Below are 15,710 nucleotides of genomic sequence, written 5' to 3'. Positions count from 1 at the left end.
GTAGGTCATCGTCAAGATTAAATTCCGAAACCCCATTTGCGAAAGCAGATGGGGTTTTGTTTTGGGCGGTCGAAAAGCAGAACAGCAAGACTTGCCCTCTTAAAAAATTTCTTCCTTGATCAACTCGATCAATGCCCTCAACGCCGCCGGCACATGACGCCTCCCAGGGTAATAGAGGCGCAGCTTTTCAAACGGCGGTGTCCATTCTTTCAGCACATGTACCAAGGTGCCCGCTGCCAAATCTGCGGCTGCGTTCCATTCCGTCAGATACACCAGCCCAGCCCAACCCCGGCCCGGGCTGCTTCAAGCATAATCGTGGGTGCTCAAATCCAAAGGGCTCAGCGGGGCAGGGCGGTCAGCAAAATAGCCTGGGCTGCCCAACACAGCAAAACGCTGCCTGGGGCTGATATCAATGGCGATCATGTCTTGCGGGATGCTGTCGCCCAAGCGAATGCCCGCATCCAAGCCTTGATCCAAACACCAGCGTCGGCCCCATGGTCAGCCTCAAGCAATGGCACCGGGTTCAGGGCTACATCCAGCGGGGTATGGAGGAAGGCGCTCAGCTTTTGGCCGGCGGTCCTGGCCTGCCTGAAGGTCTCGAGGCCGGGTGGTTCGCCAAGCCCACGGTATTCAGCCGTGTGACCAATCAAATGAGCATCGCTCGCGAAGAGATTTTCGGCCCCGTGCTGTCGTTCATTACCTACCAGGATGAGGCGCAAGCGCTGGCCATCGCCAACGACACACCCTACGGCCTTCAAGCTAACATTCTGTCGTCCAACCCCCAGCGGGCCCGCGCGCTGGCCAGCCGCATCGATGCCGGCCGCGTGTTGATCAATACCCTGGCCCACGAACCTTGTGCGCCCCTTGGCGGCTTCAAGCAATCGGGGATCGGCCGTGAATATGGCACCTTCGGCCTGCAGGCTTTTCTGGCGCCGAGCCATCCTCTCCTGACGAAAAACGGCCGTGAGCATGCCGTTGGGGGAAATCGATGCAAAGTGTTTCTGCATTTTTGGTATGGTGCAGCACATTTTCACAAGGATTGATCTTTATCCGCAGGACGCGGCGTCGACCTTCTTCAACGAGATGCTGTAGAAATGCCTGAACCGATACCGATCAAGGATCACGAAAAAGAAAACCGCCTGGTCAACAAGCGCCTTCTCGCCTGCGCACTGCTGGTGATCGGCATCACCTGTGCCCTGGTAGGGCGCATGTATTTCCTGCAGGTGGTGCAGTACGACTACCACTCCACGATTTCTGAAAACAACCGGGTCCACGTACTGCCGATTACCCCGACGCGCGGGTTGATATATGACCGCAATGGCGTGGTGCTGGCAGACAACCGCCCCAGCTACAACCTGACCATCACCCGCGAGCGCACCACCGACCTCAAGGGCGAGTTGGACGCCATCGTCAATCTGTTGCACCTGCCCGCCGAAGACCGCGCTGTGTTCGACAAGGCGTTGAAACAGGCGCGCCATCCGTTCGTGCCGGTGACGCTGTTTTACGAGCTGACCGAAGAGCAGATCGCCGTGCTGGCCGTGAACGAGTTCCGCCTGCCTGGGGTAGACGTAGAACCGCAGTTCGTTCGGCATTACCCGCTGGGCGCGCACTTTGCGCATTCCATCGGGTATGTGGGGCGGATCAACGAGAAGGAGTCCAAGGCCCTCGATTCGGTGGAATACCGTGGCACGCAGTCCATCGGCAAAACCGGGATCGAGCGTTTCTACGAATCCGAGCTGCATGGCCACGTAGGCTATGAGGAGGTCGAGACCAACGCCCAGGGCCGCGTATTGCGCGTGCTCAAGCACACCGACCCGATCCCCGGCAAAAATATCGTCCTGAGCCTCGACGTCCACCTCCAGGAAGCGGCGGAAGAAGCTTTGGGCGACCGCCGTGGTTCGGTGGTAGCCCTCGACCCGCAAACCGGCGAAGTGCTGGCCATGGTCAGCAAGCCGAGTTTCGACCCGAACCTGTTCGTCACCGGCATCAGCTTCAAGGAATACGCCGCGCTGCACGACTCCATCGACCGACCGCTGTTCAACCGTGTTCTCAGGGGGCTCTACGCGCCGGGCTCGACCATCAAACCGGAAGTGGCGATCGCCGGCCTCGACAGTGGTGTGGTCACCGCGCAAACCCGGGTGTTCGACCCCGGTTATTACCAACTCCCCGATTTTGACCACAAATACCGCAACTGGAACCACAGCGGCGACGGCTGGGTGGACATGGACGCCGCCATCATGCGCTCCAACGATACCTACTTTTACGACCTGGCCCACAAGCTCGGCATCGACCGCCTGCACGACTACCTGGCGGAGTTCGGCCTGGGCCAGAAAGTCTCCCTGGACATGTTCGAAGAGTCAGCCGGCCTGATGCCATCCCAGGCCTGGAAGCGCGCAACCCGCCGCCAGCCGTGGTTCCCGGGCGAAACCGTGATCCTCGGCATCGGCCAGGGCTATATGCAGGTCACCCCGCTGCAATTGGCCCAGGCGACGGCGTTGATCGCCAACAAGGGCGTGTGGAACCGCCCGCACCTGGCCAAGACCATCAATGGCGTAGCGCCGGTAGACGAGAACCCGATGCCCAACGTGGTCCTTAAGGACCAGCGTGACTGGGAGCAAGTCAACCACGGTATGCAACTGGTGATGCACGACCCGCGCGGTATCGCCCGGGCCGCCGCACAAGGCGCGCAATACCGCATTGCCGGCAAGAGCGGTACTGCGCAAGTGGTGGCGATCAAGCAGGGCGAGCGCTACAACCGCGAGAAGACCTTGGAACGCCACCGTGACAACGCCTTGTTTGTCGGCTTCGCACCGGCCGAACACCCTAAAATCGTGATTTCGGTGATGATCGAAAACGGCGAGGCCGGTGGCCGCGTGGCGGGCCCGGTGGTGCGCCAGATCATGGACGCCTGGCTGCTCGACCAGGAAGGCCACCTGAAGCCGCAATACGCGACGCCAGCCAAGGCGCCGGGTGATCCGCGCGTCTGAGTCAGGCCTGCCACTCGTCCCACTGCTCTACATCTGCATACGCAAGCCAGGCCACCGCGTGGGACGTCCAGATGTGCGCGGTGGGCCGTACGCCGGGATCGTCATCCAGCGTCGCCACCCGCACGATCACATGGGGCTGGTACCCGCGCTCGGCCATCAGATGTGAGCCACAGCGCGAGCAGAAATGCCTGAGCTTGCCCGGCGAAGATTCGAAGGACGCCAGCAGCTCCTCGCCCAGCGTCCAGCGAAAATGCTCGCGCATCACCCCGGCGGTAGCCACAAACGCGGCGGCATGCGCCTTGCGGCAGCTGTCGCAGTGGCAGTGGCTGATGGGCATGTCGAGGCGGTCGACCTGATAGCGCACACCTTTGCACAAGCAACTTCCATTCAGTGGGTCAGTCATAACGTATTGCCGGGCAAGGGAAGGGGGGCATCATCATTGCTTACAACCTGAGGTTGCGCATTGTTCGATGTCGCCTACTGTCAATGGAGGAGGTGACTTATGCACGTATTAGATCGCATAGAACGCAAAGTCCTGCTGCACGCTTCACGTAAACAGGTCTGGGAAGCACTCACCAACGCCGAGCAATTCGGCAACTGGTTCGGGATCGCCCTCAAGGGCAAAACCTTTGAAACGGGGCAAACCATCGAGGCGCCCATTACGTATCCGGGTTACGAGCATGTGGTCTGGAAGGCCAAAATCGAACGTATCCTGCCGCAAACGCTGTTCTCTTTCTGGTGGCATCCCTTCGCGGTCGAAAAGGGCGTCGATTACGATCAGGAAACCCCCACACTGGTGGAATTCACCATCGAGGACCGCGCGCCGGGCATTCTGCTGCGGGTGGTCGAGTCCGGCTTCGACGCAGTGCCCGAGGCGCGCCGCCAAAAGGCCTTCAAAATGAACTCGCGTGGCTGGGACGAGCAAATGGGCAACATCGAAACTTACCTGAACCACGCACGCCAGGCCTGACCCAAACGGGCATCAGCATTGATGCCCGCTGCTCTGCCGTCAGCCTTCGTGGGCGGTGGTGATTTCCAGGGTGTCGGTAAAGGTCACCAACACGCTCTGGCCTACCTTGAGGGTTTTGAGCCCGGCCTGGATTTCCGGTTTCTCCACGTTCAGCACTTTGCTCACGCCGGCCGGGTTCTCCAGGGTGACCTGGTTTTTCTTCAAGTCGATATGGGTGATCTTCAGTTGCACCTGCACCTGGCGAAAGGCTGCGCCACCGGGGTTGGGATTATCGGCGGTGGCGCGGATCACGCCGGTTTTTTCGCTGGCATCCGGCGCGCCTTTGTCCACGTCGGTGTCCAGTACGGCGGCGACCGAATGGGTGGTCAGCACCTTGACCTGGTCGCCAACCTTAAGGTTGCCCAAGTCCTTGGCGGCATCGGTGAGTTGCACATGCACCTGGCCACCTTGGGCGCCCTGGAGCACCACCTGGTGCTTGGCGGCATCCACGGCCAGCACCTTGGTGGTGACTTCATCGGCTTCGAGGGTTTTGGACAGCGGAATATCGGCAGCCAAGGCGCTGAGGTTGCCTGCGGCCAGCAGTGTGGCGAGGGCAATGGCCTGGCGAAGAGGGCGAGCTATTTTCATTTAAGGGACTTCCATGTGAGCGGAGTCCTGAGTCTAGTGGAGGGTCGCAGATACACAAATGCGCGGCAGGTCGTGTGTTTTAGCGATTGCAATGTGCCAGAGCATGCGCAGATAATGAGATGAATTATCATTAACGTCTGGCAGCTTGCGTGTCCTCACACACTGATCCCAAGGCTCTGTTGGCCACCCTCTACGACGACAACCATCGATGGTTGCGTGCGTGGTTGTATCGTCAGTTGAAATGCCCCCAGGATGCGGCAGACCTGACCCAGGACACGTTCATCCGTGTGCTCGACGCTCGCCAGCTCACGCAGCTTGAAGAACCCCGGGCCTTTCTCAGTACGGTTGCGCGCCGCTTGCTGTTCAGCTTCTGGCGACGCAAGCGCCTGGAGCAAAGCTACCTCGACAGCCTGGCGTTGCTGCCGGAGTGTTACAGCCCTTCGGAGGAAGACCTGGCCCTGGTGCGCGAGGCGCTGGAGAGCATCGACCGCCTGCTCAACGGCCTGCCGGCGCGGGTACGCCAGATCTTTATCCTCAGCCGCCTTGAAGGCCTGACCCAGCCGATGATCGCGCAACAACTGAATGTCTCGCTGGCCACGGTGGAGCGTGATTTACGCAGGGCGTTCCTGCACTGCCTGGCCGAGTCGGCGGACCTGACATGACCCAACCCAAGGTGGACGCCACTACCCGCGAAGCCGTCGACTGGCTGCTGCGCCTGGACGCCGCAGGCGACAATCCGGCCCTGCGCCAGGCCTTCGAAGCCTGGTTGCGCGCCAGCCCTCAGCATGGGGCGGCCTGGCATCGGGTGGGTAGCCTGCTGCAGGAACCGCTTGCCGATCTTCAGCAGGTCGAGATCCGCAGCCCTGGCCAACTGCGCGCGGCGTCCAAGGCGTTGATGACCCCCGATACCGTCTCGCGTCGCAGCGTATTGCGCGGCAGCCTGGCGCTGGTGCTGTTTGGCGTCAGTGGCGCGGCGATACTCGATCGCACCCAGCCGCTCAACGGCTTGTGGGCCGACCGGCGTACCGCCACCGGCGAGCGCAAAACCTTCGAGCTGGCCGATGGCAGTCGCCTGAGCCTCAACGCGCGCAGCTCGGTGGATATTCGGTTCACCGCGCAACGCCGTGTCGTGCACCTGCGTGAAGGCCAGGTGTTTGTCGAGGTGGCCGGCGACGCGGGCAGGCCGTTTGTGATCACCACCGCCCAAGGCGAGGTGCAGGCCCTGGGTACGCAATTCATGGTCAGCCAGGAGGCGGCCGGCAGCCTGACCTCGGTGCAACTGCACAGTGTGCAAGTCACCACCCAGGGCGGCAGCCAGCAGCGTGTGGAAGCAGGGCAGGCGGCTTGGTTCAGCGAGAGCCTGGTGCGGCCGGCGCCGATGTCGGCCGCCGCGCGGGTGGAGTGGCGCGACGGGCGGGTGGATATCCGCGACGAGCCGCTCGGCCTGCTGATCGACGCCTTGCGGCCGTATCGCCGCGGCGTGCTGCGCGTCAGCCCGCAAGCGGCCGCACTGCGTGTATACGGCGTGTATCCACTGGATGATGCCGAGCACACCCTGCAATCCCTGGCCCAGACATTTCCGCTGCGGATCCGCAGCTATGGCCCATGGTTGACGCTGATCGACGTGCAATAAGCGCTTATTTTCACTTGCCGTGAGGGGATCGTCCGTCTCGCGAGTCAGGGTTAGAGAACGCCAACCTGACAACGAGAATCCACTCCCTATGGCACCCTTGATGATCCGTCCCTGCCTGCTGACGCTGGCCATCACCCTGGCTGTTTTCGGCCAACCCGCAATGGCCGAGAGCACTACCCAGTATTTCGACCTGCCGGCCGCCGCGCTGGGCGACACCCTCAGCCGTTTGTCTCGCGACAGCGGGCGCACGCTGTCGGTAACCCCGGCCTTGCTGCAAGGGCGTCGGGCGGCCGCCGTGCAGGGCCAACTTACCCCCGAGCAGGCGGTACAGCAGGCGCTGGCCGGCAGCGGTTTGGGCCTGATCACCACCGACAACGGCACCTGGAGCCTGTACCTGCTGCCCGAAGGCAGCGCGCTGAACCTGGGGCCCACCACCGTGACCGGGCTGGCCACGGAAAATGCCTGGGGCCCGGTGGATGGTTACGTCGCCACCCGCAGCGGCACGGCGACCAAGACCGATACGCCGATTCTGGAGATCCCGCAAACCGTCAACGTGGTCACCGCCGACCAGGTCGCGGTGCAGGGCGCGCGCAACCTCACCCAGGCCCTGCGCTACACGCCGGGCATCGACACCAACGGCTACACCGACCGCAACACCATCGCCGATGAGGTCGCCAGCCGTGGTTTCGCCCCGACCCTGCTGTACCTCGACGGCGCCTACCTGCCGTACGCCGGCAGCCTGGGCGGCGCGCCGCAGATCGACCCCTACACCCTGGAACGCATCGAAGTGCTCAAAGGCCCGGCGTCGGTACTGTATGGGCAGAACCAACCGGGCGGGATGATCAACATGGTGTCCAAACGCCCGACCACCGAGGCGCGGCACCAGGTCAAATTCGGCATCGGCAGCTATGACCGGGTCAACGGCGCGCTGGATTTCAGCGGCCCGCTCGACGAAGCCAAAACCTTGAGCTACCGCCTGATCGCCCTGGCCCGCGACGGCAACGAGATGGTCGACCACGCCACCGACAGCCGCACCTTGCTCGCCCCCAGCCTGACCTGGGCGCCCACCGACGACACCGCGCTGACGGTGTACGCCCAACTGCAACGCGACAAGTCACTCGCCGACTACCAGGCGCTGCCTGCCATCGGCACGCTGTATCGCAACTCCCAGGGCCGGCATATCGACCGCGACACCTTCCTCGGCGACTCGGACTGGAACGACTACATCCGCGACCAGCAGGTGTTCGGCTACGACTTCACCCATGCCTTCAGCGACAACCTCGAATACCGTTCGACGGCGCGCTACACCGACGTCAATGACCGCTACAAAGGTTTCTACCTGAACCGCTTCGTCACGCTCCCGGACAACAGCATCGACGACACCCGCGCCACGCGCACCAAGCTCGACTGGCGCCAGCACAACTCGGCCTACACCATCGATAACAACCTGCAATTCAAGTTCGCCACCGGCGCCCTGGAGCACACTCTGCTCGGCGGCGTCGATTACCGCGAGTTCACCCGCAAGTACCAGGGCTACAACCTGTACAACGCGGAAATCATCGAGCTGTACAAACCGAGCAACTACCACACCTTCGGCCAGCCGACGCTGACTACCAAGTGGGACAACACCATCAAGCAGACCGGCCTGTACGCCCAGGACCAGATCAAACTCGACCGCTTTATCCTCACCATCGGCCTGCGTGAAGACTGGGCCGAAGTGGAGAACCGCGACCTGCTGGCCGACACCACCGAACGCCACAAAGACAAGAAGCTCACCCGCCGTATCGGCCTGACCTACCTCACCGACTTCGGCCTGGCGCCTTACATCAGTTACGCCGAGTCGTTCTTCCCCAGCATCGGCAGCCAGGCGCCACAGCGCGGTGGCGGGGCGTTCAAACCGGTGGAGGGCGAGCAGTATGAGGCCGGGGTGAAATACCAGCCCAACGAGCATTCGTTACTGACGCTGTCGGTGTACCAGATCAAGCAGAAGAACGTGCTGACCGGCGACCTCGAGTATCCGGAATATCAGCTGCAGGAAGGCGAGGTGCGCTCACGCGGCGTCGAGTTCGAGGGCAAGACGCGGCTCGGCCAGTTCGAGGTGATTGGCGCGTTGGCCTACATGGACTCGTTCTACACCAAGAGCAACTACGGGGATAAGGGCAACCGCAACGAGTCCCAGGCACCCTGGACCGCCAGCACCTGGGTCGATTACCACTTCGCCAGCAATGCGCTGGCCGGCCTGACGCTGGGCGGCGGCGCGCGTTACACCGGCAAGAAGTACGGCGATTCGGGCAATACCTTCAAGACCCCGTCGTTTGTAGTGTATGACACCACCCTCAGCTACGACCTGGGTCGCGTCAGCCCGACCCTCAAAGGTGCGGAGGCGAGTGTGAACGTGCAGAACCTGTTTGATCGCACCTACGTGTCGTCGTGCAACTATGCCTTCGGTTGCTATTACGGGCAGGAGCGTACGGCGTCGTTGGCGGTGTCCTACGACTGGTAACGCCAGAAGGGTGGCAGCGAAGGCTGCCACCCGCAGGTGATCAGAAGTCGATCGTCGCGGACAACTTGGCCACGCGCGGTTCACCCTGGCTCAGGTAACCGCCCTGGGCCGACTCCCAGTACTTCTCGTTGGCGACGTTTTCCAAGGTGGCGCCCAGGGTGACATCACGCTGGTCGACCTTGAAGTTGTAGCGCGCGCCCATGTCGAAGCGGTTCCAGGCCGGCAGGCTCAGGTTGTTGGCAGCGTCGGCGTACTGGCCGCCGGTGCGCAGCATACGACCGTTGAGGCTCACGCCTTGCAGGCCGGGCACATCCCAATCCACGCCCGCATTGAGCTGGAACGAAGGCACGCCGATAGCACGGTTGCCGTCGTTGACACCGTTTTGCGTGTCCTTGAGTTCGGTCTTCATCACTGTCACGCCGCCTAGCACACGCAAGCCGCTGAGCGGTTCGCCGAACACGTTCAGTTCCACGCCCTTGTTGATCTGTTGACCTTCACGGACGTAGCGTGCCGTGGTCGCATCAATGACCTGCACATAACCGGCCCCGGGTTGCTCGATACGGTACACGCCAAGCGTCGCACCGTAAGTACCCATGTCCACCTTCACACCGGCTTCAATCTGCTTGGAGCGCGCCGGCGCAAACGGCTGGCCACCGCCGATGACCGTGCGGTTACCCGAGTTGACCGGGGAGGTCGGGCCTTGGGCCAGCCCTTCGATGCGGTTGGCATAGAGCGACACATGCTCCCACGGCTTGAACACCAGACCGTAGACCGGCGTGGTGATCGACTCGTCATAGTTGGCCGTGCGCGTACCGCTCATGTAGTTGTAACCCTGTACCACCAATTGCTGGCGGCGTGCGCCGACGGTGACCAGCAAGCGGTCATCGAACACGCCCAGGGTGTCGGACACCGCCACGCTGCGCACGAAGGTCTTGCCCGTAATGGTCGGGTCGCTGAAATCCGTGCCGGGCGTATTGCGAGGGTTGTTCAAGGTCGGCGGGGCGCCGGTCACCGGGTCGTAGATGTTGGTGGGGTTGGCACTCGACGAGGGGTTGAACACGTAGGCATTGCGCGCCTCGGTCCAGATGCCGGCCAAGCCGATGTTGAGTCGATGGCTGACCGCGCCGGTCTGGAACTTGCCATTCAGGCCACCCATCGCGCTGCGGTTGTCTTCTTCGTGGGCGATGGTCGAGCGGCTCGACAGCGCATTGCCGATGTTATCGGTGAGGGTCACCGAAGAGTACTGGCCCATTTCACGCGTGTGTTTGGCGCCGGCCGCCGCATAGGCGGTCCAGTTGTCGTTCAAGTCATATTCGGCGCGCAGCATCCCCAAGGTGTCTTCGAGGTTGGTGCTGCTCCAGCTCGGCGCGTAGTTGGTGTCTGCCGACGGTGCGTCCGGGACATGGGTGGCGGTGCCCAGGAATACCGAGTTGCGCCCGCCATTGATGCGCTGCTTCTGGTACACAAAGTCACTCGACACGCGCAACGCATCGCCGCGGTAGTCCAGGCCCACGGCAAACAGTTTGGAACGCTGGTTTTCGTCGTCGATGCCGGTGTCGCCTTCGCGCTGGGACAGGTTCACCCGCGCGCCAAAACGGTTGTCTTCGCCAAAACGCTGGCCAATATCCAAATGCTCGCCAACCCGGCCGTCGCTGCTGATATCGGTGCTGAAGCGCCGCAGCGGCACATCGTCGGCGCGCTTGGGTTGCAGGTTCACGCCCCCGCCGATCCCCGAGCCGGTCGGCGTCACGCCATTGATGAAGGCGTTCGGTCCCTTGAACACTTCCACTCTCTCCAGCGCGTCGGTGGACATGATCTGACGCGGCAGGATGCCGTACAAACCGTTGAACGACATGTCGTCGCTCGTCAGCGGCAGGCCACGGATCATGAAGGTCTGGGCCTGGTTCGAATAGCCCGACGCCTGGCGCACGGACGAATCATTGAGCAGCACGTCGCCGATGGTTTCGGCCTGCTGGTCGCGGATCAGTTTTTCGGTGTAGGAAGACATGCTGAAGGGCACGTCCATGATGTCCTGGTTGCCCAGCACACCCAGTTGGCCACCGCGTGCCACTTGGCCGCCGGCGTATACCGGGGGCAGGGCGCTCGGCGCGGGGGCCTCGGCGTTGATGTTGGTGGCGCCCAGTTCCAGCGTGTTGCCATCCTGACTGTTGTTCGCATCCTGCGGGGTGGCTGGGGTTGCGGCGTGAGCGGCGAGGCTCAGGGAGCAGCAAAGGGCGAGCAGGGTCGGGCGAAACGGCACAGCGAATGGGCTACGGGTGGGCATGGTCGATCCTGACGGCGAACCGTCAATGGTGAGGAAAAGGGCAACAACGTTGCGCGTCCTCGCTGCGCGGATACGACTCCGGCGCGAATGATAGTGATTGTTATTAATGTTCTGCAACAAATTTGTGAGATTGCAGTCGGCGTGCGCTTGTTTGCACGGATGCCGAGTAGAATCGCGCCCTGAAAGCGATTCCTGAGGTGCGGTACGGTGGATTTACAGCAGGGTTTTGTCCTGACCCGGCATTGGCGCGATACCCCGGCGGGCACGGAGGTCAGTTTCTGGCTGGCCACCGACCAGGGCCCACGGTTTATCCGCCTACCCGTGCAGACCTCGGTGATGTTCATCCCCGAGGCCCATCGCAAGCCGCTCGACTGGCTGCTCAAGGGCGAGCGCGAGATCGAATTGCGCCCGCTGCAACTGTGCGATTTCCATCACCGCCCGGTGTTGGGCCTGTACACCCGCCAGCACCGCCAATTGATGGACGTGGAAAAACGCCTGCGCGCCGCCGGTGTGGATGTGTACGAAGGCGACGTGCGCCCGCCCGAGCGCTACATGATGGAGCGCTTCATCACCGCGCCGGTGTGGTTCGGCGGCACACCCGACGCCCATGGCGGGCTGTGTGAGGCGCAGATGAAACCCGCGCCCGAGTACCGCCCGCCGTTGAAACTGGTGTCCCTGGACATCGAGACCACCGCCCAGGGCGACCTCTATTCCATCGCTCTCGAAGGCTGCGGCGAGCGCCAGGTGTACATGCTCGGCCCGCCGAATAAAACCACGGCGGTGGACTTCAAGCTCGACTACTGCGACACCCGCGCCCAACTGCTCGAACGCCTCAACGGGTGGCTGGCCACCCATGACCCCGACGCAATCATCGGCTGGAACGTGGTGCAGTTCGACTTGCGTGTACTCCACGAACACGCCCAGCGCCTCGGCGTGCCGCTGATGCTCGGGCGTGGCGACGAGCCCATGGCCTGGCGCGAGCACGGCAGCCGCAATCATTACTTCGCGGCAGCGGCGGGGCGGCTGATCATCGACGGCATCGAAGCGCTGCGCTCGGCGACCTGGAGCTTTGAATCCTTCAGCCTGGAAAACGTCGCGCAAACCCTGCTCGGCGAAGGCAAGGACATCTCCACACCGTACCAGCGCATGGACGAAATCAACCGCATGTTCGCCGAGGACAAGCCCGCCCTGGCGCGCTACAACCTCAAGGACTGCGAGCTGGTCACGCGGATTTTCGCCAAGACCGAGTTACTCAAGTTCCTGCTCGAACGCGCCAGCGTCACCGGGCTGCCGGCCGACCGCAATGGGGGCTCGGTGGCGGCCTTCACCCACCTGTATATGCCGTTGATGCACCGCCAGGGTTTTGTGGCGCCGAACCTCGGCGACAAACCACCCGAGGCCAGCCCCGGCGGGTTTGTCATGGACTCGCGCCCCGGCCTCTACGAATCGGTGCTGGTGCTCGACTACAAAAGCCTCTACCCGTCGATCATCCGCAGTTTCCTGATCGACCCGGTGGGCCTGATCGAAGGCCTCAAGCACCCTGACGACAGCGACTCCGTAGAAGGCTTTCGCGGCGCACGTTTCTCACGCACCCGGCACTGCCTGCCGGCCATCGTCGCGCGGGTGTCCGAGGGCCGCGAAGAGGCCAAGCGCGAGCACAACGCGCCGTTGTCCCAGGCGCTGAAAATCATCATGAACGCCTTTTACGGTGTGCTCGGCTCCAGCGGCTGCCGGTTCTTCGACACGCGGCTGGCCTCGTCGATCACGATGCGCGGTCACCAGATCATGCGCCAGACCCGCGCGCTGGTCGAAGCCCAGGGCTACGAGGTGATCTATGGCGACACTGACTCCACCTTCGTCTGGCTCGGCAGTGCACATTCCCAGGAAGATGCCGGGCGCATCGGCCGCGCGCTGGTGCAGCACGTCAACGCCTGGTGGCGTGAGCACCTGCACACGGCGTTCGGCCTGCAAAGCGCCCTGGAGCTGCAATACGAAACCCACTTCACGCGGTTCCTGATGCCGACCATTCGCGGCGCGGAGGAGGGCAGCAAAAAGCGCTACGCCGGCCTGGTGGTGCGCGGCGATGGCAGCGAAGAAATGGTCTACAAAGGCCTGGAAACCGTGCGCAGCGACTGGTCGCCGCTGGCCCGGCAATTCCAGCAGGAGTTGTACCAGCGCATCTTCCATCGCCAGCCCCATCAGGACTACATCCGCGACTACGTGCGCCGCACCCTGAGCGGTGAACTCGATGAGCTGCTGATCTACCGCAAGCGCCTGCGCCGCCGGCTCGACGACTACGAACGCAACGTGCCGCCGCACGTGCGCGCCGCGCGCCTGGCCGATGACTACAACGACCGCCTGGGGCGCCCGCGCCAGTACCAGCGCGGTGGCTGGATCAGCTATGTGATCAGCGTCAATGGCCCCGAACCGCTGGAAGTGCGCCAGGCGCCTATCGACTACGACCACTACGTCACCCGGCAATTGCAGCCGGTGGCCGATGCGATTCTGCCGTTTGTAAATGACGACTTTGCCACCCTGGTCGGTGGGCAAATGGGCCTGTTCTAAAACGCTTGCCTCACGCCGTCGGCAGCCTGCACTCTTGGGCACTGAACACCAGCCGACGGCGCAGCCCCCATGACTCAGATCACCCTCACCGGCACCACAGTCGAACTCCAGCCCCTGCAACGCGAACATACGGCCGCCTTGCTGGATGCTGCCGCCGATGGCGAACTGTGGAACCTCAAGGTCACCAACGTGCCGGGGCCGGATACAGTCGACACCTACATCGCCACCGCCCTGGCCGGGCGTGATGCGGGCAGCGTCATCCCGTTCACCATCCTGCGCAAAAGCACCGGCCAGGTGGTGGGCAGCACGCGGTTCTGGAAGGTCGACCGGGTCAATCGCAAGCTTGAAATCGGCCACACCTGGCTGGCGCAATCCACGCAAAAAACCGCGATCAACACCGAAGCCAAACTGTTGCTGCTGACCTACGCTTTTGAAGTGCTGGACTGCGTGCGCGTGCAATTCACCACCGACGAGCTCAACGAAAAATCCCGCGCGGCGATCCTGCGCCTGGGCGCCGTGCAGGAAGGCATCGTGCGCCACGAACGCATCATGCCCGACGGGCGCAAGCGCAACTCGGTGCGCTTCAGCATCATCGATTCGGAATGGCCACAGGTGAAAGCCGGCCTGTTGGCCAAACTGCAACGCTAAGAGGAAAGGCCCATGTACACGCTCTATGGCATCGACGAATCCGGCTCCTGCATGATCGAAATCGCCCTGCAACGTTGCGCGGTGCCGTGGCGCCGCGTAGATGCCGCCTCCTGGGCCGAGGGGGAGGGCAGCGACGAACTGGCGCGTATCAACCCGCTCAAGCAAGTGCCCACCCTGGTCACCCCCGATGGCAAGGTGCTGACCGAAAGTGCCGCGATCCTGATCCACCTGGGCCTGGAGTTTCCCCACGCCCACCTGCTGAGCGGCGACCGCGCCGAGATCCTGCGTGGCCTGGTGTACATCGCCGCCAACTGCTACTCGGCCATCGGCATCATCGACTACCCGCAACGCTGGCTGGGCAACGCGAATGAAGCGGCGCAGGCGCAACTGGTGAGCGGCACGCGGCGCTATCTGCATCAGGCCTGGGTGGTGTTTGCCGATCAGTTTGCCGAGCAACTGTTTGCGCCCGAGGGCGAGCCGAATGCGCTGGGCATCATGGCGGCGGCGGTGTCGCGTTGGGATGAGGCCCGGGACGTGTTGAGCGGCCTGGCGCCTGGCTTTGCGCAGACCCTGGCGCAGGTGGATGCAGACCCCATCGTGGCCCCCGTATTTGCTCGGCATTGGCCGGAGTGGAAGGTCTCGTAATGTTTCCGCAATCCGCGGAAACAATCGCGCTGGCCGCGGCCAACCCCTTGCGTAGCGGGCGTCCTGACCTACGCTTTGTTAAAGCGGTGTAGGAATCATCCTTGAATTTGACTGTCGCAGACATGAAACTCAAGAACCCTGCATGGAATTCAAAGGAGGTGCGCATGCTCATCCGGTCGCTGACCCTGGCTACCTTGATGGCTTTTACGGGGCCGCTGTTGGCTGCTGATGATATCAACCCGCTCAAGCAGGACTTGGGCAAGGCCCGGCCGCTGGTGGTAGTGGAACTGGATTCCGGCAACGCCACGTTGGCGGAACTGAAAAAGCAGTTGGACGAGCCTGCCACCAAGCAGTCCTTTGAAGAGCGCAGCATGGTGTTCTACACCGTGAAGTTCGGCAGCATCGGTGCCGAAGGCGAGAAATTCGCCAAGGATCCGAAGGACAACAAGAAGCTCACGCCGCCTGAGACCAATGCGTTGATCCGTGCGCTCAAGCTGGGTGCCGGGAGTGGTACCAAAGTGATTTTGGTGGGCAAGGATGGCGAGAAGAAAGTCGAGAAGACGGTGCCGCCGGATACGCTCGACCTTAAAGAGTTTTTCAGCGCGATTGACCAGATGCCGATGGCTGAGAAGGAGGCGGCTGCTGCGGCGGCTGAACCTGAACCGGTTGCACCTGCGCCGGCCAAGGGGGCCAAGCCTGCCAAGCCGGGCAGCAAACCGGCCCCGCAACAGTTGGACGATTGACCTGTGGGGTACGCCCCAACACGGTATCAATGTGGGAGGGGGCTTGCCCCGGTACAAACCGGGGACATCGTTTACATTTCTAACCGGGGACATGGTTTACAGGTT

Annotated in this window: 13 protein-coding genes and 1 pseudogene; 10 read left to right on the top strand and 4 right to left on the bottom strand. The window is 62.7% G+C overall.

The genetic code is table 11. The annotated features are described in order from the left end of the window. Positions 1 to 99: 99 nt before the first annotated feature. Positions 100 to 273 carry a LysR substrate-binding domain-containing protein gene (locus AC0IYH_RS28885; protein ID WP_471837424.1) on the bottom strand — a complete coding sequence of 58 codons (174 nt, stop codon included), beginning with the start codon at positions 271 to 273 and terminating at the stop codon, positions 100 to 102. A 197-nt stretch (positions 274 to 470) separates the two neighbouring features. On the opposite strand from AC0IYH_RS28885, the pseudogene AC0IYH_RS28880 reads away from it, so the two are divergent. Together AC0IYH_RS28880 and mrdA are read left to right on the top strand one after the other, a co-directional pair. Then, positions 471 to 935: pseudogene (locus tag AC0IYH_RS28880) on the top strand (aldehyde dehydrogenase family protein); the annotation flags it as partial. Between the two features lie 159 nt (positions 936 to 1,094). Continuing rightward, entirely contained in the window at positions 1,095 to 2,987 is a 1,893-nt protein-coding gene (mrdA, locus tag AC0IYH_RS28875) for a penicillin-binding protein 2 (protein ID WP_122772941.1), read from the top strand. Position 2,988: 1 nt separating this feature from the next. Here mrdA and AC0IYH_RS28870 read toward each other — a convergent pair whose 3' ends face one another. Further along, positions 2,989 to 3,390, bottom strand: coding sequence for a GFA family protein (locus AC0IYH_RS28870; protein WP_471837423.1), 402 nt, complete (start codon positions 3,388 to 3,390; stop codon positions 2,989 to 2,991). 99 nt (positions 3,391 to 3,489) lie between these two features. Between AC0IYH_RS28870 and AC0IYH_RS28865 the strand changes: the two genes are divergently transcribed. After that, the gene (locus AC0IYH_RS28865; RefSeq protein WP_116630570.1) at positions 3,490 to 3,957 is read left to right on the top strand and encodes an SRPBCC family protein; all 468 of its coding nucleotides are present in this window, start codon (positions 3,490 to 3,492) and stop codon (positions 3,955 to 3,957) included. Between the two features lie 39 nt (positions 3,958 to 3,996). On the opposite strand, the gene AC0IYH_RS28860 is transcribed toward AC0IYH_RS28865, so the two are convergent. Further along, entirely contained in the window at positions 3,997 to 4,584 is a 588-nt protein-coding gene (locus AC0IYH_RS28860; RefSeq protein ID WP_116630569.1) for a hypothetical protein, read from the bottom strand. Between the two features lie 149 nt (positions 4,585 to 4,733). Here AC0IYH_RS28860 and AC0IYH_RS28855 point away from each other — a divergent pair, with 149 nt between their 5' ends. The 3 genes from AC0IYH_RS28855 (at position 4,734) to AC0IYH_RS28845 (ending at position 8,720) form a co-directional block, all read left to right on the top strand. Further along, positions 4,734 to 5,246, top strand: a complete 513-nt coding sequence (locus tag AC0IYH_RS28855; RefSeq protein ID WP_471837422.1) for a sigma-70 family RNA polymerase sigma factor — start codon at positions 4,734 to 4,736, stop codon at positions 5,244 to 5,246. Next, positions 5,243 to 6,217, top strand: coding sequence for a FecR family protein (locus AC0IYH_RS28850; RefSeq protein ID WP_471837421.1), 975 nt, complete (start codon positions 5,243 to 5,245; stop codon positions 6,215 to 6,217). Before AC0IYH_RS28855 ends, AC0IYH_RS28850 begins: the two co-directional genes overlap by 4 nt. A 100-nt stretch (positions 6,218 to 6,317) precedes the next feature. Continuing rightward, complete coding sequence (locus AC0IYH_RS28845) at positions 6,318 to 8,720, top strand: TonB-dependent siderophore receptor (RefSeq protein WP_471837419.1); 2,403 nt, start codon at positions 6,318 to 6,320, stop codon at positions 8,718 to 8,720. Between the two features lie 40 nt (positions 8,721 to 8,760). On the opposite strand, the gene AC0IYH_RS28840 is transcribed toward AC0IYH_RS28845, so the two are convergent. Then, positions 8,761 to 11,004 carry a TonB-dependent receptor gene (locus tag AC0IYH_RS28840; protein WP_471837417.1) on the bottom strand — a complete coding sequence of 748 codons (2,244 nt, stop codon included), beginning with the start codon at positions 11,002 to 11,004 and terminating at the stop codon, positions 8,761 to 8,763. A gap of 207 nt (positions 11,005 to 11,211) precedes the next feature. Here AC0IYH_RS28840 and AC0IYH_RS28835 point away from each other — a divergent pair, with 207 nt between their 5' ends. From AC0IYH_RS28835 to AC0IYH_RS28820, 4 genes are all read left to right on the top strand, one after another. Continuing rightward, on the top strand, positions 11,212 to 13,569 hold the full coding sequence (locus tag AC0IYH_RS28835; protein ID WP_471837415.1) for a DNA polymerase II: 2,358 nt from the start codon (positions 11,212 to 11,214) through the stop codon (positions 13,567 to 13,569). A 69-nt stretch (positions 13,570 to 13,638) separates the two neighbouring features. Next, on the top strand, positions 13,639 to 14,217 hold the full coding sequence (locus AC0IYH_RS28830; protein ID WP_116630563.1) for a GNAT family N-acetyltransferase: 579 nt from the start codon (positions 13,639 to 13,641) through the stop codon (positions 14,215 to 14,217). A 12-nt stretch (positions 14,218 to 14,229) separates the two neighbouring features. Beyond that, positions 14,230 to 14,862, top strand: a complete 633-nt coding sequence (locus tag AC0IYH_RS28825) for a glutathione S-transferase N-terminal domain-containing protein (RefSeq protein WP_471837413.1) — start codon at positions 14,230 to 14,232, stop codon at positions 14,860 to 14,862. 164 nt (positions 14,863 to 15,026) lie between these two features. Further along, the gene (locus AC0IYH_RS28820) at positions 15,027 to 15,605 is read left to right on the top strand and encodes a DUF4174 domain-containing protein (RefSeq protein ID WP_471837411.1); all 579 of its coding nucleotides are present in this window, start codon (positions 15,027 to 15,029) and stop codon (positions 15,603 to 15,605) included. The last annotated feature ends 105 nt before the right edge of the window (positions 15,606 to 15,710 follow it).

Source organism: Pseudomonas sp. AC463 (assembly GCF_979253585.1).
This window is presented reverse-complemented; position numbering and strand designations above follow the sequence as displayed.

Bases quoted from the DNA above. Each gene is read 5' to 3' on its own strand.
- AC0IYH_RS28870 (WP_471837423.1), bottom strand. From the start codon at position 3,390: ATGACTGACCCACTGAATGGAAGTTGCTTGTGCAAAGGTGTGCGCTAT.
- AC0IYH_RS28865 (WP_116630570.1), top strand. From the start codon at position 3,490: ATGCACGTATTAGATCGCATAGAACGCAAAGTCCTGCTGCACGCTTCA.
- AC0IYH_RS28845 (WP_471837419.1), top strand. From the start codon at position 6,318: ATGATCCGTCCCTGCCTGCTGACGCTGGCCATCACCCTGGCTGTTTTC.
- AC0IYH_RS28840 (WP_471837417.1), bottom strand. From the start codon at position 11,004: ATGCCCACCCGTAGCCCATTCGCTGTGCCGTTTCGCCCGACCCTGCTC.
- AC0IYH_RS28820 (WP_471837411.1), top strand. From the start codon at position 15,027: ATGCTCATCCGGTCGCTGACCCTGGCTACCTTGATGGCTTTTACGGGG.
- AC0IYH_RS28860 (WP_116630569.1), bottom strand. From the start codon at position 4,584: ATGAAAATAGCTCGCCCTCTTCGCCAGGCCATTGCCCTCGCCACACTG.
- mrdA (WP_122772941.1), top strand. From the start codon at position 1,095: ATGCCTGAACCGATACCGATCAAGGATCACGAAAAAGAAAACCGCCTG.
- AC0IYH_RS28830 (WP_116630563.1), top strand. From the start codon at position 13,639: ATGACTCAGATCACCCTCACCGGCACCACAGTCGAACTCCAGCCCCTG.
- AC0IYH_RS28825 (WP_471837413.1), top strand. From the start codon at position 14,230: ATGTACACGCTCTATGGCATCGACGAATCCGGCTCCTGCATGATCGAA.
- AC0IYH_RS28850 (WP_471837421.1), top strand. From the start codon at position 5,243: ATGACCCAACCCAAGGTGGACGCCACTACCCGCGAAGCCGTCGACTGG.